15 protein-coding genes and 1 pseudogene are annotated in these 18,884 nt (G+C 74.4%); 4 read left to right on the top strand and 12 right to left on the bottom strand.

Features of this window, described 5'->3' with window-relative positions; genetic code table 11:
• Window positions 1-44: 44 nt before the first annotated feature.
• On the bottom strand, window positions 45-1,682 hold the full coding sequence (locus ACFRAR_RS35685; protein ID WP_380704037.1) for a CTP synthase: 1,638 nt from the start codon (window positions 1,680-1,682) through the stop codon (window positions 45-47).
• 764 nt (window positions 1,683-2,446) lie between these two features.
• Between ACFRAR_RS35685 and ACFRAR_RS35690 the strand changes: the two genes are divergently transcribed.
• Window positions 2,447-4,447 (top strand): glycoside hydrolase family 15 protein, encoded by a 2,001-nt coding sequence (locus ACFRAR_RS35690; protein WP_380704039.1) that lies wholly within the window; start codon window positions 2,447-2,449, stop codon window positions 4,445-4,447.
• Window positions 4,448-4,489: 42 nt separating this feature from the next.
• On the opposite strand, the gene ACFRAR_RS35695 is transcribed toward ACFRAR_RS35690, so the two are convergent.
• The 3 genes from ACFRAR_RS35695 to ACFRAR_RS35705 all read right to left on the bottom strand — a co-directional run bounded on the left by ACFRAR_RS35695 (window position 4,490) and on the right by ACFRAR_RS35705 (window position 8,443).
• Window positions 4,490-5,704 (bottom strand): glycosyltransferase family 4 protein, encoded by a 1,215-nt coding sequence (locus ACFRAR_RS35695; protein ID WP_380704041.1) that lies wholly within the window; start codon window positions 5,702-5,704, stop codon window positions 4,490-4,492.
• A gap of 176 nt (window positions 5,705-5,880) precedes the next feature.
• Window positions 5,881-7,614 carry a DNA repair protein RecN gene (gene recN / locus ACFRAR_RS35700; protein ID WP_380704064.1) on the bottom strand — a complete coding sequence of 578 codons (1,734 nt, stop codon included), beginning with the start codon at window positions 7,612-7,614 and terminating at the stop codon, window positions 5,881-5,883.
• 88 nt (window positions 7,615-7,702) lie between these two features.
• The gene (locus ACFRAR_RS35705; protein ID WP_380704043.1) at window positions 7,703-8,443 is read right to left on the bottom strand and encodes a hypothetical protein; all 741 of its coding nucleotides are present in this window, start codon (window positions 8,441-8,443) and stop codon (window positions 7,703-7,705) included.
• Between the two features lie 131 nt (window positions 8,444-8,574).
• Between ACFRAR_RS35705 and ACFRAR_RS35710 the strand changes: the two genes are divergently transcribed.
• Complete coding sequence (locus ACFRAR_RS35710) at window positions 8,575-10,074, top strand: PLP-dependent aminotransferase family protein (protein WP_380704044.1); 1,500 nt, start codon at window positions 8,575-8,577, stop codon at window positions 10,072-10,074.
• Window positions 10,075-10,279: 205 nt separating this feature from the next.
• On the opposite strand, the gene ACFRAR_RS35715 is transcribed toward ACFRAR_RS35710, so the two are convergent.
• From ACFRAR_RS35715 to ACFRAR_RS35730, 4 genes are all read right to left on the bottom strand, one after another.
• On the bottom strand, window positions 10,280-11,182 hold the full coding sequence (locus tag ACFRAR_RS35715; protein WP_380704045.1) for an NAD kinase: 903 nt from the start codon (window positions 11,180-11,182) through the stop codon (window positions 10,280-10,282).
• A 93-nt stretch (window positions 11,183-11,275) separates the two neighbouring features.
• On the bottom strand, window positions 11,276-12,082 hold the full coding sequence (locus ACFRAR_RS35720; RefSeq protein ID WP_380704047.1) for a TlyA family RNA methyltransferase: 807 nt from the start codon (window positions 12,080-12,082) through the stop codon (window positions 11,276-11,278).
• A 27-nt stretch (window positions 12,083-12,109) separates the two neighbouring features.
• Window positions 12,110-12,352 (bottom strand): hypothetical protein, encoded by a 243-nt coding sequence (locus ACFRAR_RS35725; RefSeq protein WP_380704050.1) that lies wholly within the window; start codon window positions 12,350-12,352, stop codon window positions 12,110-12,112.
• Window positions 12,336-13,220 carry a hypothetical protein gene (locus ACFRAR_RS35730; RefSeq protein ID WP_380704052.1) on the bottom strand — a complete coding sequence of 295 codons (885 nt, stop codon included), beginning with the start codon at window positions 13,218-13,220 and terminating at the stop codon, window positions 12,336-12,338. The genes ACFRAR_RS35725 and ACFRAR_RS35730 overlap by 17 nt, the downstream gene beginning before the upstream one ends.
• 177 nt (window positions 13,221-13,397) lie before the next feature.
• On the opposite strand from ACFRAR_RS35730, the gene ACFRAR_RS35735 reads away from it, so the two are divergent.
• Entirely contained in the window at window positions 13,398-13,745 is a 348-nt protein-coding gene (locus tag ACFRAR_RS35735; RefSeq protein ID WP_380704054.1) for an SCP2 sterol-binding domain-containing protein, read from the top strand.
• 106 nt (window positions 13,746-13,851) lie between these two features.
• Here ACFRAR_RS35735 and ACFRAR_RS35740 read toward each other — a convergent pair whose 3' ends face one another.
• Together ACFRAR_RS35740 and ACFRAR_RS35745 are read right to left on the bottom strand one after the other, a co-directional pair.
• Window positions 13,852-14,889, bottom strand: coding sequence for an HAD-IIA family hydrolase (locus ACFRAR_RS35740; RefSeq protein ID WP_380704056.1), 1,038 nt, complete (start codon window positions 14,887-14,889; stop codon window positions 13,852-13,854).
• A 202-nt stretch (window positions 14,890-15,091) separates the two neighbouring features.
• On the bottom strand, window positions 15,092-15,691 hold the full coding sequence (locus ACFRAR_RS35745; RefSeq protein WP_380704058.1) for a tetratricopeptide repeat protein: 600 nt from the start codon (window positions 15,689-15,691) through the stop codon (window positions 15,092-15,094).
• Between the two features lie 93 nt (window positions 15,692-15,784).
• Here ACFRAR_RS35745 and ACFRAR_RS35750 point away from each other — a divergent pair, with 93 nt between their 5' ends.
• Entirely contained in the window at window positions 15,785-17,155 is a 1,371-nt protein-coding gene (locus tag ACFRAR_RS35750) for a DUF1015 family protein (RefSeq protein WP_380704060.1), read from the top strand.
• A gap of 91 nt (window positions 17,156-17,246) precedes the next feature.
• On the opposite strand, the gene ACFRAR_RS35755 is transcribed toward ACFRAR_RS35750, so the two are convergent.
• Window positions 17,247-18,152 carry a hypothetical protein gene (locus ACFRAR_RS35755; RefSeq protein ID WP_380704062.1) on the bottom strand — a complete coding sequence of 302 codons (906 nt, stop codon included), beginning with the start codon at window positions 18,150-18,152 and terminating at the stop codon, window positions 17,247-17,249.
• Window positions 18,089-18,884 (bottom strand): annotated as a pseudogene (locus ACFRAR_RS35760) (hypothetical protein); the annotation flags it as partial. The pseudogene ACFRAR_RS35760 and the gene ACFRAR_RS35755, both read right to left, overlap by 64 nt.

Raw genomic sequence — 18,884 nt, forward strand, 5'->3', positions numbered from 1 at the left:
GCGGCCCGGGGCGCCGTGCGGAGATCACTCGGAGCGTGCGGGGACTACTCGGAGACCGCGGTCTTGATCTCGATGGCCGCCTTGACCAGGCCCGCGAACAGCGGGTGCGGGCGGGTCGGGCGGGACTTCAGCTCCGGGTGGGCCTGGGTGGCCACCAGGTACGGGTGCACCTCGCGCGGGTACTCCACGTACTCGACCAGGTCGCCCTTGGGCGAGAGGCCGGAGAACTGCAGGCCGGTCTTCTCCAGGTCCGCGCGGTAGGCGTTGTTGACCTCGTAGCGGTGGCGGTGGCGCTCCTCGACGTACTGCTCGCCGCCGTAGACCTCACGGACGATCGAGCCCTCGGCGAGCTTGGCCGGGTACAGGCCCAGGCGCATGGTGCCGCCCAGGTCGCCCTTGCCGTCGACGATGGCCAGCTGCTCGGCCATGGTGGAGACGACGGGGTGCTTGGCGGCGGCGTCGAACTCGGTGGAGTTCGCCTCCGGCAGGCCGGCCAGGTTGCGGGCCGCCTCGATGACCACGCACTGCAGGCCCAGGCACAGGCCCAGCAGCGGGACCTTGTTCTCCCGGGCGTAGGTGATGGCGCCGACCTTGCCGTTGACGCCGCGGTCGCCGAAGCCGCCGGGGATGCAGATCGCGTCGACGTCACCGAGCTGCGCCTGGGCGCCCTCGGGGGTCTCGCAGTCGTCCGAGGTGACCCACTTGATCTCGACCCGGGCGTTGTTGGCGAAACCGCCGGCGCGCAGCGCCTCGGTCACCGACAGGTAGGCGTCCGGCAGGTCGATGTACTTGCCGACCAGGGCGACCTTGACGATGTGCTGCGGCTCGTGGACGCGGCGCAGCAGGTCGTCCCAGGTGGTCCAGTCGACGTCGCGGAACGGCAGGTCCAGGCGGCGCACCACGTAGGCGTCCAGGCCCTCGCCGTGCAGCACCTTGGGGATGTCGTAGATCGACTTGGCGTCGATGGCCGCGACCACGGCCTCCTCGTCCACGTCGCACATCATCGAGATCTTGCGCTTGATCGCCTTCGGGACCTCGCGGTCGGCGCGCAGCACGATCGCGTCGGGCTGGATGCCGATGTTGCGCAGCGCGGCGACGGAGTGCTGGGTGGGCTTGGTCTTCAGCTCGCCCGAGGGGCCGATGTACGGCAGCAGGGAGACGTGCACGAAGAACACGTTGTCCCGGCCGACCTCGTGGCGGACCTGGCGGACGGCCTCCAGGAACGGCAGCGACTCGATGTCGCCGACGGTGCCGCCGACCTCGGTGATGACGACGTCGACGTCCTCGGTCGCCATCCGGCGGATCCGGGACTTGATCTCGTTGGTGATGTGCGGGATGACCTGGACGGTGTCGCCCAGGTACTCGCCGCGGCGCTCCTTGGCGATGACGGTCGAGTACACCTGGCCGGTGGTGACGTTCGCCGAACCGTGCAGGTTGGTGTCGAGGAAGCGCTCGTAGTGGCCGATGTCCAGGTCGGTCTCGGCGCCGTCGTCGGTGACGAACACCTCACCGTGCTGGAACGGGTTCATGGTGCCCGGGTCCACGTTGAGGTAGGGGTCGAGCTTCTGCATCGTCACGCGCAGGCCGCGGGCCTTCAGCAGCGCGCCGAGGCTGGAGGCGGTCAGCCCCTTGCCGAGCGAAGAGGCGACACCCCCGGTGACGAAGAGGTGCTTGGTCGTCACGGCGCGGCCGTTCGCTGCCTTGCCGGAATGGGGCTGTGCCAAGAGGGGGCTCCCGTGGGTCGCGTGTCGAAGAAGACGTGGGCGGGGAGCTCGCGGTCCGCCGGGCGACGGGAGGCCGGCTCGGTGCGCGGCACTCGCTGGGGGTCGTCGGTTCGGCTGGTCCGGGGCGTTTGATCCCGCCGGTCCACGGGATACCAGGGTATCAGTGCCCAGGCCCGGACGCCTTTCGGGCCGTGCGCCTCCACACCGGGGGCGTACGCGGGGCGCACCACCGGCGCATCATCCGCCGCACGGGTCACACCGGTCGCACTACCGGCCGGACCGGGCCAGGCCGGGGATTCCGTCCGGACCATGGCGGCTCCTCCGGCCGGACCAGCCGGAGGTGATCCTTCCGGGCCATCCTGCGCGCCGTCCTCGCGATGCACGGCATTTCCCCCGAATTGCGGCGCCACTCCGGGCTGCGCCCGCGTGCTTCGCCCCTTTCGTCCGTCGTAAGCTGCTCGGACGCATCGCCGACAGCACGAGCACGCGGAGGGCGTGGGAGGGTCAGGACACTCCCGGTCCCCGATGCGCGACCGGACCTCCCCGTAATTCCCGCTCCTCCCCACCCACTCCAGGGGCTCGACCGAGCCCCGCGGACACTCCAGCAAGGCCCGCCACCACCCCCGGCGGGCCGGACGTCCCGGGGTGGACCTCCGGCCCCGCAGACCGCTCGCTCCCTCCGCTCGCCGATGCCCTGACCACATTGCGAACTGGAGATCCACGTGGCCGGCCGTATCGAGGACTACGCACTCATCGGGGACATGCAGACCGCTGCCCTGGTCAGCAGGGACGGAGCGGTGGACTGGCTCTGCCTGCCCCGCTTCGACTCGCCGGCCGTGTTCGCCGGCCTGCTCGGCACCGATGAACACGGCTTCTGGCGGATCGGCCCGGCCGAGGCCGTCCCGACCGACGTCCCCGCCCCGGCCCCCGTCGCGCCGCCCGCCGATCCGGGCCGGGCCCGCCTCACCGACACCGCCGACCTGCGGGTGCCCCCGCCCACCGCCGCCGCCCCCGCCGTGCCCGCCGACCGGCGCCGCTACCGGGGCGACTCGCTGATCCTGGAGCAGGAGTGGGACACCCGGGGCGGCACCGTCCGGGTGATCGACTTCATGCCGCCGCGCCCGCTGGCCGGCAAGGACGCCGTCCCCCAGGTGATCCGGATCGTCGAGGGCGTCTCGGGCACCGTGCGGATGCGCTCGGCGCTGCGGATGCGCTTCTCCTACGGCCGGATCGTGCCGTGGGTGCACCGCGTCGAGCAGGCCGACGGCACCCACCGCACCGTGGCCATGGCCGGACCCGACTCGGTCTGGCTGGACGGCGAGGCCGAGACCTACGGCCGCAACCTCACCACCTACGCCGACTTCACCGTCGCGGCCGGCGAGCGGATCGCCTTCGCCCTCACCTGGCAGGCCTCCCACCTCGACCCGCCCAAGGCCCCCGCCGCCGAGGAGATGCTCGACGCCACCGCCGACTTCTGGCACGAGTGGGCCGACCAGTGCACCTACCAGGGCCCCTACCGCGAGGCCGTGATCCGCTCCCTGATCACCCTCAAGGGCCTCACCTACGCCCCCACCGGCGGCATCGTCGCCGCCCCCACCACCTCCCTCCCGGAGGACATCGGCGGCGAGCGCAACTGGGACTACCGCTACACCTGGCTGCGCGACGCCGCCATCACCCTCTCCTCACTGCTGCGCACCGGCTACCGCGAGGAGGCCCGCGCCTGGCGCGAGTGGCTGCTGCGCGCCGTCGCCGGCGACCCGGAGAACCTCCAGATCATGTACGGCATCGCGGGCGAGCGCGAGCTCACCGAGTCCTCGCTGGACTGGCTGCCCGGCTACGAGGGCTCCCAGCCCGTCCGGGTCGGCAACGGCGCCGCCGGACAGCTCCAGCTCGACGTCTACGGCGAGGTCGTGGAGGCCCTGCACCTGGCCCACATGACCGGCCTGGTCCGCAACGACCACGCCCACCACCTCCAGCTGCGCCTGATCGAGTACCTGGAGGAGCACTGGCAGGAGCCGGACGAGGGCATCTGGGAGGTCCGCGGCCCGCGCCGGCACTTCGTCCACTCCAAGGTGATGGCCTGGGTGGCCGTCGACCGGACCATCAAGCTGCTGGAGCAGACCCCCGAGGACGACCCCGCCGACGACCACCTGGAGCGCTGGCGCGAGCTGCGCGACACCATCCACCGGGACGTCTGCGACAAGGGCTACGACCCGGAGCGCAACACCTTCACCCAGTACTACGGCGGCAAGGAGCTGGACGCCTCGCTGCTGCTGATCCCCCAGGTCGGCTTCCTGCCGCCGGACGACAAGCGCGTCATCGGCACCATCGAGGCGATCCAGCGCGAGCTGTCCACCGAGGACGGCTTCGTGCTGCGCTACCCGACCCACGACGAGTCCGGGAACAACGTGGACGGCCTCTCCGGCCACGAGGGCGCCTTCCTGGCCTGCTCGTTCTGGCTGGCCGACGACCTCGCCATGATCGGCCGGGTGCAGGAGGCCCGCGAGCTGTTCGATCGGCTGCTGGCGCTGCGCAACGACCTGGGACTGCTCGCCGAGGAGTGGGACCCGCGGCTCAAGCGCCAGGTCGGCAACTTCCCGCAGGCCTTCAGCCACGTGCCGCTGATCGACACGGCCCTGCGGCTGACCGCCTGCGGCGCCGCGTACCTGTCCGCCCAGCCGGACGGCGCGGCCGCCGACCGGGTCGAGCAGGCCACCGTCTAGGACGGCGGATCCTCACCGGAGGCGGCGCGGGAGGGACCCGCCCTACCCGCGCTGCACCAGCTCGTCGTAGGTGCTGAGCACCTGGGCGACGGTGGCGGCCTCGTCCGGCCAGGTCTCGGCCTGCTGCCGGCCGGCCGCCGCCAGCCGCTCGCGCCGGTCCGGGTCGGTCAGCAGGGCGCGCACCGCGCGGCCGAGAGCCGCCGGGTCGCCCGGGGGCACCAGCACGGCGGCGTCGCCGACCAGTTCGGGGATGCCGCCGACGGCGGTGGCGACCACCGGCACACCGGCCCGCATCGCCTCCTGCACCACCAGCGAACGGGCCTCCCAGCGGCTGGAGAGCACCACCAGGTCGGCGGCGGCCAGCAGGTCGGGCACGTCGGTGCGGTAGCCGAGCAACCGCACCGGCAGCTTCTCGGCGGCGACCCGCTCGCGCAGCGCGCCCGCCTCCGGGCCGTCCCCGGCGAGCAGCACGAGGGGTTCCGGGTCCAGCGCGGCAAGCTCCCGGGTGGCGTCCAGCAGCAGCCCGAAGGCCTTCTGCGGGACGAGCCGGCCGACCGCCAGCACCAGCGGACGGTCGACGCCGCCGGCACCGCGGTCACCGGCGCCACCGCCGTCGGCCCCATCGTCGCCGTCGCCGAGCAGCTCGGCGCGTGCCTCGGCGCGGCCGAGCCGTCCCTCGGGCATCGGCGGGGCGGCCACCGGGCCCAGCCGGGCGTCGGTGGCGCCCAGTTCGCGGGCCCGGGCGACCAGGTCGGAGGAGGCACCGAGGACCAGGTCGGCGGCGCGCGCCACCCGGCGCTCCATCAGCCGCTGCAGCCTGCGCTCCAGGCCGGTGGCCAGCAGCGCGTGGTGCGAGGTGACCACCAGCGGGGTCTCCGGGCGCAGGCCCGGGAAGCGGCCCGCGGTGCGCAGCGCGAGGTCGGACAGCAGCCCGGCGCGCAGCCCGTGGGCGTGCACCACGTCGGCGCCGGTGAAGGCCCGGCGCAGCTCGCCGATGGCGGTGGCGTCGCTGCGGGCGCCCGCGGTGGGGGTGATGTCGACGGTGTGGAACCTGGCACCCGTACGGGAGAAACCGAACAGCGCGTCCGTGCCGGCCGGCGCGCAGACCGTGACGGCCACTCCGTGCGCGACCAGGCCCTGGGCCAGGGAGCGCACGTGCGCGCCGATGCCGCCGGTGCTGGCGGCCAGGACGAGTACCACGTGCAGCTGCCCCGGTTCGGGGACGGCCGCGGTGGCCCGGGCGGCGGAATGGTCCACGTCGTCTCGCATCCGACTCGATCAGGTTCGCGCGCCGCTTGGCGAGGATTGCCCGCTACGGCGCTCGGGGCTGGGAAGCCAGTGTCCAGCCGCCACCATGCCAGGTCGGCGGCCCTCTTGGACAGTCGGCGCCACCGGGGGCGCGTCGCCGTCCTCCGCGGGGCCGCCGGCGCCGGCTACCGGCGGCGCGGGGCCCTGGCGGCGGCCAGCAGTTCCTCGGCGTGGGCGCGGCCCAGCTCCGAATCCTCCAGGCCGGCCAGCATCCGGGAGAGTTCGCGCACCCGCTCCTCGTCGTTCAGCACCTTGACCCCGCTGCGGGTCACCGTGCCGTCGTGGGTCTTCTCCACCACCAGGTGCCGGTCGGCGAACGCGGCGACCTGCGGGAGGTGGGTGACCACCACGACCTGGGCGGACTCGGCCAGCTTGGCCAGCCGACGGCCGATCTCCACCGCGGCCTTGCCGCCGACGCCCGCGTCCACCTCGTCGAACAGGTAGGTGGGGACGGGGTCGGCGCCCGCGAAGACCACCTCGACGGCGAGCATCACGCGGGACAGCTCACCGCCGGAGGCGCCCTTGGCGATCGGGCGGGGCTGGGCGCCCGGGTGCGGGGCGAGCAGCACCTCGACCTCGTCCACGCCGTGCGGGCCGTACGCGACGGAGCGCCCGTCGACCTCGATCCCGGCCAGGTCGTCGACCTGGCTGATCGAGAAGGTCACCCGGGCGTGCGGCATGGCCAGCTCGGCGAGTTCGGCGGAGACCGCCCCGGCGAACCGTCCGGCCGCGGCGCCGCGGGCCCGCGACACCTCGGCCGCGAGTTCGGCCAGCTCGGCCCGCAGCTCGGTCTCCCGGGCGCCGAGCTCGTCGATCCGGTCGTCGTCGCCGTCGAGCTCGGCGAGCCGTGCCGCGCCGGCCTCGGCCCAGGCGATCACCTCGGCGAGGGAGTTCTCCTCGCCGCCGTACTTGCGCAGCAGCTGGGCCAGCACGGCCCGGCGGTCCTCGACGGCGGCCAGCCGCACCGGGTCGGCGTCCAGGTCGTCGGCGTAGCCGGCCAGGTCCCCGGCCACGTCGGCGAGCAGGTAGCCGACCTCGTTGAGACGGTCGGCCAGGACGGCGAGGCGCTCGTCGTGGTGGCGCACGGCGTCCAGGGCGCGGCGGGACTGGCCGAGCAGGGTGCCCGCGTCCAGCGCCTCCGGGTCGACCGGGTCGCCGGCCAGGGCGGCGTGGGCGAGGGTCGCGGCGGAGGACAGCGCGTCGGCGTGGCCGAGCCGCTCGGCCTCGGCGGCCAGCTCCACGTCCTCGCCGGCCACCGGCTCGGCCGCGGCGATCTCGTCCAGGCCGAAGCGCAGCAGGTCGGCCTCCTGGGCACGCTCGCGGGCCCGGGTGGTCAGCTCCTCCAGGGTCGCGGAGACCTCGCGCAGGGTGCGGTAGGTCTCCCGGTAGCGGGCCAGCGGCTCGGCCACCGAGGCGCCCGCGTACCGGTCCAGCGCGCCGCGCTGGCGGGCCGGGCGCAGCAGGCGCTGCTGGTCGGTCTGGCCGTGCACGGCGATCAGGTCCTCGCCGAGCTCGGCGAGCAGGCCGACCGGCACGGACCGGCCGCCGACGTGCGCCCGGGAGCGGCCCTCGGCGGACACGGTCCGGCTGATCAGCAGCGCGCCGTCGTCCAGTTCGGCCCCGGCCTCGATCGCGCGGGCCGCCGCAGGGGAGCCGGCGGGCAGTTCCAGCCGCCCCTCCACGACGGCGCGTCCGGTGCCGTTGCGCACCAGGCCCGGGTCGGCGCGCCCGCCGAGCAACAGGCCCAGGCTGGTCACGACCATGGTCTTGCCGGCGCCGGTCTCACCGGTCACGGCGGTGAAGCCGGGGGCGAGTTCGACCACCGCGTCGTCGATGACCCCAAGATCCCGTATCCGCATCTCGTCCAACACGGAGACGACCTTACGAGGTTCCGCCCCCGGCGCGCGACGAGCGACAACGGCGCGCGGCAACTCCGTGCCCGGAAGTTCATTCCTTCCGGGAGTCCCCGGCGGGCCCCGGCACCGTGCACCAGGGCAGGAAGAACTGCGCCATCGGGCCGATGGCCAGGGCATACGCGACGGTGCCGACCCCGGCGGTGCCGCCGAGCAGCAGGCCGGCGGTGAGGACCGTCACCTCGATGCCGGTGCGCAGCAGCCGCAGCGAGCGGCCGGTGCGCCGGTGCAGGCCGGTCATCAGGCCGTCGCGCGGGCCGGGGCCGAGCCGGGCGCCGATGTAGAGGCCGGTGGCCAGGCCGTTGAGGGCGATCGCCGCGGCGGACATCGCGATCCGGGCGGGCAGGGCGCCGGGGCCGCCGACGAACCGCAGGGTGAGGTCCATGGCCGCGCCGATCACCAGCACGTTGGCGACGGTGCCCAGGCCCGGGCGCTGGCGCATCGGGATCCACAACAGCAGGACGAGGGCGCCGCAGATCGTCACCCAGGCGCCGACCGACAGCCCGGCGGTGCGCTGCAGGCCCTGGTGCAGGACGTCCCAGGGGTCGAGGCCGAGGCCGGAGCGGAGCATCAGCGCCATGCTCGCCCCGTACAGGGCGAGGCCGACGAACAGTTGCGGGATCCGGCGGCCCAGGGCGTGGGTGTCGCCGAACACCCGGACGGCGAGGCCGGGTCCCCCGGCGGCGGGCGTCACCGGTCCGGCGGCGGGTGCCGGTCCGGTAGCGGGTACGGGTCCGGTAGCGGCGGCTGGTCCTGGTGTGGTCGTGGTGGCCACGGCTGCTCCTGCGGTGGTGCTGCACCACCGGGGCGCCCGGTGGTGGCGGCCGGCATGGCCGCCCTGCCATGATGGCCAGGCCAAATTGGTCCACTCCAGGGCCAATTCCGAACAAGTGGACTGGTTCAGCCATGGTCGACTGGCACACCACCGTCACCCCGCCCGCGCTGGCGCGACTGCTCACCACCGCCCGGCTCCCCGAGCCGGCCGCCGCCCGCCGCCCCGCCTACCGCACCCTGGCCGGGCAGATCCGGCTGCTGGTCACCGAGGGCCGACTGCCGGTCGGCGCCCGGCTGCCCGCCGAACGCGAGCTGGCCACCGCCCTGGCGGTGAGCCGCACCACCGTCGCCACCGCGTACGAGACCCTGCGCACCGACGGCTACCTGCGCAGCCGGCGCGGCTCGGGCAGCTGGACCGCCCTGCCCGAAGGCTCCCCACCGCCCGGCGAGGCGCTGCACCCCGTCCCGCCGGACGAACAGGGCCGCATCCTGGACCTCGGCGTCGCCGCCCCGCCCGCCCCGCAGCCCTGGGTCGGCCAGGCCGCCGCCCGGGCCGTCGAACAGCTTCCGTACTACGCCGCCGGACACGGCCACTACCCCACCGGCGTCCCGGTGCTGCGCGAGGCCGTCGCCCGCCGTTTCACCGAACGCGGACTGCCCACCACCCCCGACCAGATCCTGATCACCACCGGCGCCATGGGCGGCCTGCACCTGCTCCAGCGGACGCTGCTCGGCCGCGGCGACCGGGTCGCCGTCGAGGCACCCAGCTACGCGCACACCCTCCAGGCACTGCGGCTCACCGGCGCTCGCCTCGTCCCGGTGCCGTACACCTGGACACCGCGGCCCGCCTGGGACCTCGACGAGTGGCAGCGGGTACTGCGCGGCGCCGGACCCAAGGTCGCCTACGTGATCCCGGACTTCCACAACCCCACCGGGGCGCTGATCGACGAGGAGCAGCGCCGCCGGCTGCTGGCCGCCGCCCGGGCCGCCGGAAGCATCGTGCTCGCCGACGAGACCACCGCCGAACTCGGCTGGGGCGTACCGCCGTCCACGCCGCTGCCGCGCCCGATGGCGGCGCTGGACCGCTCCGCCCAAGTGGTCACCGTCGGCTCCGCGGGCAAGCTGCTCTGGGGCGGTCTGCGGATCGGCTGGGTCCGGGCCGCGCCCGCGCTGGTGCGCCGGCTGGCCACCGAGCGGGTCTACAGCGACGTCGGCACCCCGGTGCTGGACCAGCTGATCGCCGCCGAGCTGCTGGGCGAACCGCTGCCCGACGTCCGGGAGCACCAGCTGTCCCGGCTGCGGGCGGCCGCCCGCGCCTTCGCCGCCGCACTGCCCGAGCGGCTGCCCGCATGGAGCTTCACGACGCCGCCCGGCGGGCTCTCGCTCTGGGTCTCCACCGACGGCCTGTCCGGCGCGGCACTGGCCCGGGCCGGGGAGCTCGGCGGGGTCCGGATCGCCTCGGGCAACCGCTTCGGCACGGACGGCGCCTTCGAGCACCACATCCGCATCCCGCTCACCGTGCCCGCCGCGACCGTCCCCGCCGCCGTCGAACGCCTCGCCGCACTGGCCGCCCACGCGGCGTCCGGCGGGCGGCTCGAACCGGCCGACGAGGCCCAGCCACTGGCCGTCTGACGAGCCGTCAGCAAATGGACGGGCGTCCGCCCGGATTCGGGCCACCGCCTTCGACCGATGACCGAACGCCCTTGGCACGCGGCCGACTTCGGACGCGAGTTCCGGCAGCGGCCGGCAAGCCCGGGCGGTCCGGTGGCACCCGCACCGGCCGGCCCGGCCAAGTCCGACGGCCCGACCAGGGCCGACCGGGCCCGAGGGAGCGGACCTAGCTGTGACCGGACCGGCCGCGCCAACCCGTCACCGGCAGCGCGAACTTGGCCACCAGCCGGTCGGTGAACGGCGCCCGGTGCAGTCTGGCCAGCCGCACCGGGGTCCGGCCCCGACGCACCTCCACCCGCGCCCCGGCGGGCAGTTCGACCGAACGCCGCCCGTCGCACCAGAGCACCCCGTGCGGCGTCTTGGGCTGCACCTCGACCGCCAGCACCGACTCCGGCGAGGTCACCAGCGGACGGGCGAACAGCGCGTGCGCGGAGATCGGCACCATCAACAGCGCCTCCACCTCCGGCCACACCACCGGCCCGCCGCCGGAGAACGCGTACGCCGTGGAGCCGGTCGGCGTCGCACACACCACGCCGTCACAGCCGAAGTTGGAGACCGGACGGCCGTCCACCTCGGTCACCACCTCCAGCATCCGCTCCCGGGACGCCTTCTCGATCGAGGCCTCGTTCAGCGCCCAGTCCTCGTGCACCACATCGCCGTTGGTACGGACGATGACGTCGACCGTCATCCGCTCCTCGACCTCGTAGTCGGCGTCCACCACCCGCTCGACCACCACCGCCAGGTCGTCCCGCTCGGCCTCGGCGAGGAAGCCCACCCGGCCCAGGTTGATCCCGAGCATCGGCAGCCCGTGCGAGCGCGCCAGCTCCGCCCCGCGCAGCAGCGTCCCGTCCCCGCCGGCCACCAGGATCAGCTCACAGCCGTCCGCCGCCCCGGGGCCCTCGGCCACCTTCTCGACGCCTTCCGGCAGATCCAGGTCCACCGCCTCGGCTTCCAGCAGTCTGATCCGGAGCCCCGACTTCAGCAGCCCGTGCACCAGCGCCTCGACGCTGCGCAGCGCCGCCTCCCGGCCGGTGTGCGCGATCAGGAAGACCGTACGTTCTTCACTCATGCCGCTGCCCTCTCCCTAACGCCTGCCGGGTCGCTGTCGGCCCCGGTGCGGCCGCGCCATACAACATGACGCGCCGGACGCCCGCAAGGCACCCTACCGGGGCCCCTCCGCCACGGCCCGGTCCGCGTCCGCGGGGTCCAGCGGCGGAGCGTCCCGGCGCAGCCAGAGGAAGTACTCGACGTTGCCGGACGGCCCCGGCAGGGGGCTCGCGGTGACCGCGCGCACGCCCAGCCCGAGCTCCCACGCCTGCCCCGCGACCCGGCGCACCATCTCGGCGCGCAGCTCCGGGCTGCGCACCACACCGCCGCTGCCCAGCCGTTCCTTGCCGATCTCGAACTGCGGCTTGACCATCAGCACCAGGTCCGCGTCCTCGGCCGCGCAGGACGCGAGGGCCGGGAGCACCAGGCCCAGCGAGATGAACGACAGGTCGCCCACCACCAGGTCCACCGGGATGCCACCGATCACGTCCCGAGTCAGCTCGCGCACATTGGTGCGATCCATCACGGTGACCCGCTCGTCGCTCTGCAACGACCACGCGAGCTGCCCGTAGCCGACGTCCACCGCCAGCACATGCGCGGCCCCCGCCCGCAACAGCACGTCGGTGAAACCGCCGGTGGAGGCGCCCGCGTCCAGCGCCCGGCGGCCCTCGACCACCAGGCCCTGCGGCACGAACGCCGCGAACGCCCCGGCGAGCTTGTGACCGCCGCGCGAGACGTAGTCCGGGTCGTTCTCGTCCTTGGCCACCACGACCGCCGCCGAGGTCTCCACCTGGGTGGCCGGCTTGGTCGCGGTGGTGCCGCCGACGGTCACCCGCCCGGCCGCGATCAGCTCGGACGCGTGCTCACGCGACCGAGCCAGCTTGCGGCGGACCAGTTCCGCGTCGAGTCGACGTCGTGCCACTGCCACTGGTGTTTCAGCTCCTACGGATCATTCCTGGTCGAGCGCGGCCAGCGTGTCGACGAGCCGCTGGTGAACATCTTCGTACACCGCGACATGCGCCTCCGCCGGGACCCCGTCCAGAGCCGCCAGCCGGGCCAGCCCCGCGTCCACCCCCGGGTGGCCGGTGGGGTCCGGATCGACGCCCAGGGGCTCCGCCGGCACGGGCGGTGCGGGCGGTGCGGGCGGCACGGCCGTTCCGACGCTCTCCGGCGGTTCACTCGTCTCGGGCATCGGGCTTCTTCGAGCTGGTGGCCTTGCGGACGGTGGTCTTCTTGGTCGCCGTCCGCTTCGCGGCAGTCCCGGAACGGTCGACGGCCTCGGACCGGTCATCCGCCGGCTTGGCGGTCGCGGTCTTCCGGACGGTCGTCGTCTTCTTGGCGGACTTCTTTGCCGCCGTCTTGGCAGTTTTGGCAGTTTTGGCAGCCGTCTTCTTCGCGGCCGTCTTCCCGGCCGTGACCTTCTTCGCCGCGCCCTTCTTCGCCGCGGGCTTCCCGGCCGACACCACCTCACTCTCGACGGCGGGCCCCTCCTGCTGGGCCGGGGAGGCCACGGACACCGACGACACGGGCGGAACCGGCGCGACGGGCGACACGGGCGGAACCGGAGGATCGACCTCGACCGGCTCGTCCACCTCCACGCGCTCGGCGACTATCGGCTCGCCCGCCGACCGCTCGTCCTCGAACTCCCAGCCGCGCCCGAACAGGTCGCCGGCCCGCGGCGCCGGCACCGGCTCCTCGGCCACGTCCGGATCCCGATCCGCCCCGTGCCTCGCCGCCGGAGCCTCCTCCTCGACCTCGCGCAGCTTGGTCTCCAGGTACGCCAGCACCACACCGACCTTGGTCACCTGGTCGCCGACCCTCTCGAAGACCTTCTCCACCTCGCCGCGCGCCATCCCGACCGCCAGGTCCACCCCGGCCCGCCCGGCGGTGACCGCCTCCCCGGCCAGGGTCTGCAGGGTCTCCACCGACGGCGGGAACTCGCCGCCCAGCCGACGCTCGACCTCCGCGACATCGACCCCGGCCCGCTCCAGGACCGACGCCGCCCTCCCGACGACCCGCTTGCCGACCTCCTCGACCACCCCGGCCGCGGTCTCCACCACTCCCCGAACCGTCCTCGACAGCATCCGGGTGCCTCCCAATCGCCTACGCGCGTCGCTCCGTCGCCCTCAGTACCCGAGCGTTTCCGGGCACCCCACGGACGACGCTACCGCCAAAACCGTCCTGAGGTACCGTGGCCCGCAGTCAGCACCGTAGCGACCGGGGGAGGGAGCCGCCCCGTGGCGAACGCCGAGGAGTGCCGGGAGGCACTGGAGCAGCTCAGCCGGAACATGGCGAAGTCCACCGGCGACGTCCGCAAGGCCGCGGCCCTCGACCGCTCGCTCAGCTGCCGGATCACCGACCTCGACCTGACCTTCACCGGGCGGCTGCGCGACGGCCGGATCCAGGACGTGACGGCCGCCCCCGGCACTCCCGCCGAGAAGGCGGAGATCCGGCTCACCATGACCAGCGACGACCTGGTCGCGCTGGTCGACGGCCGGCTCGCCTTCGCGTCCGCATGGGCCGGCGGCCGGGTCAGGCTGGAGGCCGGCTTCCGCGATCTGCTCCGGCTGCGCACCCTCCTCTGAACCGGGCCGCCAGCCGAACCGGGCCGCCGCGCGCCCTCACACCACGCCGACGTACCGGGCCACCGCTTCGGCCCGTCGCTTCGGGCCCGGTACCGTCGAGTGCCCCTCAGAATCCCAGCTCGGCCAGCGCCTTCCGGCCGTCCACCGGCGCGCCGCCCGCGTCCAGCACCGCCCACGCCGCCGCGCACAGCGCCCGCAGGCCGTCCCAGCGGTCCCCGGCCCCGGAGAGCCCCAGTACGCCCGCCTCGACTCCGGCGACCCAGCCGCCGCACGCGAAGCCGCCGTCCGCGGCCGTCACCGCCGGGTGCGGGACAAGCAGTCCGCGCAGGTCCGCCGCCAGGTAGGTCGGCCGGTGCTCGACCGGGGCCGCCAGCAGCAGTTCCGGAGTGGTCACCCCGGTGAACACCAGCAGGCTGTCCACCCCGCCGTTGAACGCGCCTTCGATGTCCGTGTCCAGCCGGTCCCCGACCACCAACGGCCGCTTGGCGCCGGTGCGCAGCACGGTCTCCCGGTGCATCGGCGGCAGCGGCTTGCCCGCCACCTCCGGCTCCACCCCGGTCGCCTCCCGCACCGCCGCCACCAGGGTGCCGTTGCCGGGCGCGATGCCGCGGGCCCTCGGCACCGTCAGGTCCAGGTTGGACGCCACCCACGGCAGACCGCTCTGCACCGCGTACGAGGCCTCCGCGAGGTCCGTCCACCCCACCGAGGGGTCGAAGCCCTGGACCACCGCGAGCGGCCCGTCCGCCAGCGAGCGGACCGCGACCAGCCCCAGCTCAGCCAGTGCCTCCTCCAGCCCGAGGCCGCCCACGACCAACACCTTCGATCCGGCCGGCACCTTCTCCGCGACCAGCCGGGCGGCGGCCTGAGCCGAGTTGATCACGTCGGCCGGCTCTGCCGGGACGCCCAGCTCGGTCAGGTGCTCGGCCACCACGCGCGGCGGGCGGGAGGCGTTGTTGGTCACGTACGCGAGCCGCATCCCGGCCGTCCTGGCCGCGTCCAGCGCCTCCACCGCGTGCTCGACCGCGTGCGCACCCGCGTAGACCACGCCGTCCAGGTCCAGCAGCGCCGTGTCGTACGCGTCGGTCAGCGGACGCTCGCTGCCGCCGGGGGTGGTCCGTCGCACGGGGGTGCCCGTCTGGGTCATGGCTGCGCTACCTCATTCACTGCGTCGTCTTCGTCATGCACTGCGTCGTCTTCGTCCGCTGCATCGTCGTTATCGTCGTTGCACTGCACTGCGTCGTCCGTCACCTCGTCCGTGGCCCACTGCGTCGTGCGTCACGGCCTCCGCCACCGGTCGGCGGCGCCATCCGTCCGGCGTCGTCCGGCGCGCCCGGCGCCGTGCCCGGTCAGGCGCCGTCTTCGGCTCCGCCACCGGTTCCGGAACCGTCCGGCGCCCCCGCGGCCGGGTCCCCGGCGCCCGCCGGGGGTGCCAGGTAGCCGGGTGCTCCCGGCAGCAGCGGGCCGTACGCCCCGGCGCGGGCCGCCAGGGTCGCCCGGGTCTGCCGCAGCGCCTGCCGGTAGTGGTCGGCCTCCGGCCGCATCGCCACGGCCAGCGCCAGGTGCTCGGCGGAGGTCTCGAAGTCGCCCAGCCGGGCAGCCGCGACCCCCCACCCGAACTGAGCGTAGTCGTCCGCCGGGTCCGCCAGCGCCACGGCCCGGAAGTTCTCCAGCGCCGCCGCGTACGAGCCCGCGTCGAACTGCGCCCGCGCCAGCGCCTCCCGGATGCTGCGCGAGTGCGGTTCGGCCGCCGCCGCCCGGGCCAGCAGCTGCTCGGCGGCCCCGGGATGCCCCTGCGCCAGCAGCCGCGCTCCCCGGCGGAACCAGTCGTACACGTCGCCGACGGGCTCCCCGGAACGGCTCTGCCGCGGCACCCCGCCTTCTGCCGGGTCCACTGCCGGACCGTCGCCCACGGCGCCGCCGTCCACCCGTTCCTGCCCGTCGTCCATGCCGTACCTCGCCCTCGGTCGTCCACCCGTGCCCGCCGCTCGGCACGGGCGTTCCGATCTCTCAACAACGCGTACCCGGTTACGATGCCCAGAATGAGCACACCCAGTGCAGAAGACGGAGTCGAGACTCCCGAGGGCGGCCCCGGCGATCCCGGGCACGTCGCCACCGCCGGCCTGTCCCTGTCCCCGTTCCGCGGCCTGCGCTACGTCCCTGACCGGGTCGGCACCCTCGCCGCGGTGATGTCCCCGCCGTACGACGTCGTCGACCCGGGCCGTAGGCTCGACCTGGAGACCGCCGACCCGCACAACGTGGTCCGGCTGATCCTGCCCAGGCCCGAACCCGAGGACGCAGGTGGCCGCCCCGACCGTGACACCCGCTACCGGCACGCCGCCCGGCTGCTGGCCGCCTGGCAGCGCGAGGGCATCCTCGCCGCCGACCCCGAGCCCGCGCTCTACGTCTACGAGCAGCGGGTGCCGGCCGCCGACGACTCCCCCGAAGTGCTCCAGCGCGGCCTGATCGGCGCCCTCGCGGTGAGCGGGCGCGAGGGCGGCGTGGTCCTCCCCCACGAGGACGTGATGCCGCGACCGGTCGCCGACCGGGTCGGCCTGATGCGCACCACCCGGGCCAACCTGGAACCGCTGCTGCTCACCTACCGGGGCAACGGCGGCGCCTCCGGCGTGATCGAGCGGACGGTCGAGGGACGGCCGCTGCTCTCCACCGCCACCAGCGACGGCACCCACCACCGCCTGTGGGCGGTCACCGACCCCGCCGAGATCGCCGAGATCAGCCGCGACCTCGCCACCTGCCGCGCCCTGATCGCCGACGGTCACCACCGCTGGGAGATGTACCTGCGTCTGCAGCGCGAGCACCGTCACCTGCCGCGCAGCCCCTGGGACCGCGGCATGGTGCTCCTGGTGGACACCGCTCGCTACCCGCTGCGGGTCCGCGCCATCCACCGCGTGCTGTACCGACTCCCGGTGGCCCAGGCGCTGGAACGGCTCGGCGACCAGTGGAAGGTCAAGGAGGTCCCCGGCCCGCTGCCCGCCGCCCTCCAGGCGCTCGCCGAACAGAAGCGGCACGGCGGCAACGGCTTCGTGCTGACCGGCGGCGATGGCGTCTACTGGCTGCTCAGCGAACCCGAGGAGTCCCTGCTCGACGCCACCGTGCCGCACGGCCGGCCCGAGGAATGGCGCCACCTGGACGCCACCGTCCTGCACGCCACCCTGCTGGACCACACCTGGCACGTCCCGGACGGCCCGGACGACATCGGATACCTGCACACCGCCGTGGCCGCCGAGCAGGAGGCCGCGCGCACCGGTGGCACCGCCGTCCTGCTCCACCCGGTCCGGGAGTCCGTGGTGCGACGGCTCGCCGAGCAGGACGTCACCATGCCGCGCAAGTCCACCTCCTTCGGGCCGAAGCCGGCCACCGGGCTGGTACTGCGCAACCTCGCGCTGGGCTGACCCGGACGCGGGGCCCGGATGCCGTGAGGCCCTGCCGTTCCCGGGAGATCCGGGAACGGCAGGGCCTCACGGCGTTGCCTGGGGGGACTGCTCAGCTCTTGTCGGCGTCGCTCTCGGCGTCGGCCTCCGCCTTGGCGTCCTTCTTCTCGACGCCCTCGGCCTTGGTGTCCTCGGCCTTGTCGTCCTGGGCGCGCTCGGGGACCACGCCGTCGAACTCCTCGTCGATCTCGAGGTCGTCCTCGTCGTAGTACTCCTCGACGTCCTCCTCATCCTCGAAGATCACGCGATCGTCGGCGTTGTCGCCACCACCGCGCTTCTTCGCCGAGGTGTCAGCCGACTCGGTCTCGTCCTCGGCCAGCTCCGGGTCGAGCGCGTCGGTGAACTCCACGCCGTCGATCTCGGCCAGCCGCTCGGAGGCGTTGGTGGTGCCGTCGGTGTCCGCCTCGGCCGCCTTGGCGAACCAGTCACGGGCCTCGTCGGCCCGGTCGGCCGCGATCAGGGCCTCGGCGTAGGCGTACCGCAGGCGCGCGGTCCACGGGTGCACGGCGCTGGAAGCCAGCTCCGGGCTCTGCAGCGTCACCACGGCCGCGTCGTACTGCTCCATGTCGGTGCGCGCACCGGCCGCCACCAGACGCATCTCGACCTGGCCGGCCTTGTCCAGCTGCTTCACCTCGGGCTCACCGGCCATGGCCAGCGCCCGCTCCGGACGGCCGAGACCGCGCTCGCAGTCGGCCATCACGGGCCACAGGTCCGCCCGGCCGGTCATCCGACGGGCGGCGCGGAACTCGGTCAGCGCCTCGGAGTAGCGCTGCGTCATGTACGAGGCGAACCCGGCCGCCTCGCGGACGGCCGCGACGCGGGAGGCCAGACGGAGCGCGACGCGCGAGTACTGGTAGGCCTCCTCCGGCTCGCTGTCGAGCAGGCGGGCCACCATCACCAGGTTGCGGGCGACGTCGTCCGCAAGGGTCTTGGGCAGGCTCTTGAGCTCCTGGCGCACGTCCGCGTCCAGCTCGAAGCCGGTGACGTCCTCCGGGATCGGCAGGCGCTTGACGGGCTCGTAGTTGCCCCGGCGGTCGTCGTAGTCACGGCCGCCGCGGTCGTCACGACGGTCGCCGCCTCGGTAACCGCCACCCTGGCGGTCGTCACGGCGGAAACCACCGCGGTCACCGCCACGGTCGTCACGGCGGAAGCCGCCGCGGTCGCCACCGCGGTCGTTACGGTCGCCGCGGTCGCGGTTGAAGCCGCCCGACGGGCGGTCGTCGCGACGGAAGCCGCCGCGGTCGCCGCCACGGTCGTCACGGTCACGGCCGTAGCCGCCGCCGGCCGGACGGTCGTCACGACGCGGACGGTCGTCACGGTCATCCCGACGGAAACCACTCGGGCGGTCGTCACGGCGGAAGCCACCGCCGGCCGGACGGTCGTCACGACGGAAACCACCCGACGGGCGGTCGTCACGGTCACGGTTGAAACCACCCGACGGACGGTCGTCACGGCGGAAGCCACCGCCAGCCGGACGGTCGTCACGGTTGAAACCACCCGACGGGCGGTCGTCACGGCGGAAGCCACCGCCGGCCGGACGGTCATCGCGACGGAAACCACCCGACGGGCGGTCGCCGCGGTCACGGTTGAAACCACCCGACGGGCGGTCGTCGCGACGGAAGCCGCCGCGGTCGCCGCCACGGTCGTCACGGTCACGGCCGTAGCCGCCGCCGGCCGGACGGTCGTCACG

It is taken from the genome of Kitasatospora sp. NPDC056651, from assembly GCF_042792155.1.
Taxonomy (GTDB): domain Bacteria; phylum Actinomycetota; class Actinomycetes; order Streptomycetales; family Streptomycetaceae; genus Kitasatospora.